This window comes from Actinomycetospora chlora, from assembly GCF_039542135.1.
GTDB lineage: Bacteria > Actinomycetota > Actinomycetes > Mycobacteriales > Pseudonocardiaceae > Actinomycetospora > Actinomycetospora chlora.
In genome coordinates this window covers 1-841 of sequence record NZ_BAABHO010000124.1, presented here as the reverse complement: position 1 = coordinate 841, position 841 = coordinate 1, and the positions used below count along the sequence as shown (strand labels likewise).

1 protein-coding gene is annotated in these 841 nt (G+C 76.6%); it reads left to right on the top strand.

Annotated elements, in window-relative coordinates; translation table 11 throughout:
* Positions 1-128: 128 nt before the first annotated feature.
* The coding region (locus ABD994_RS30975; RefSeq protein WP_345425499.1) for a DUF222 domain-containing protein at positions 129-841 on the top strand (713 nt) is incomplete at its 3' end.

The window sequence follows — 841 nt, the reverse complement described above, 5'->3', positions numbered from 1 at the left end:
CGAAGATCACCAGGACGTGAGGCACCTCCCGAGCCGCCCTGAGGTGCCTCATGTCCTCCTGATCTCGTCGCGGCGGGCCGTCGACGCGGGTGTCGCCGATGTCGCTGGTGTCGGGTAGACTCGAACGCGTGAGCGAACGGGTCGGTGGGGTGGAGCGGGAGGCGTTGGAGCGCGCCCGCACGCGTCGGGTCGTGGTCAACGCCGAGCACCACCGGCTGCTGGTGGAGGTGGCGGAGCTGGAGCGGTTGGGGGTGGCCGAGCAGACCGGGGACCGGCGGGTGGAGCGCCTGGTCGCCGAGGTGTTCCGGGTCGATCCCGGCGAGGCGCGCCGCCTGGTCGACGAGGCCCGCGACCTGGTCGGGCGCCGCTCGCTGCTCGGTGAGCCGCTGGCGCCGCGCTACCCGCACACCGCCGCGGCGCTGGCCGTCGGCGCGATCACCGTGGCGCACCTGCCGGTGGTGCAGCGCACGATGGCCCGGCTGGAGCAGGTGGCGGGGCTCGCTCCCGACACGGTGGCGGAGGCGGAGCGGTTCCTGGCCGAGAAGGCCACCGAGCAGTCGCCGGGCGGGCTGGTCACGGTCGCGGCGCGGCTGCTCGCCCAGCTCGACCCGGACGGGCAGGCGCCCGATCCGCCCGGCGAGCGCGACGACGAGGTGCACGTGGTGCGCCGCCGCGACGGGTCGCTGGACCTGCGGGCCCGCTTCGCCGACCCGGCCGGGGCGGCGTTGATCGACGACGGGCTCGAGGTGATGGCCCGCCCGGCCGGGCCGGACGACCAGCGGGCCGTGGCGAACCGCCGCGCCGAGGGGCTCAAGGAGCTGTTCGCCGCCGCCCACGGCCC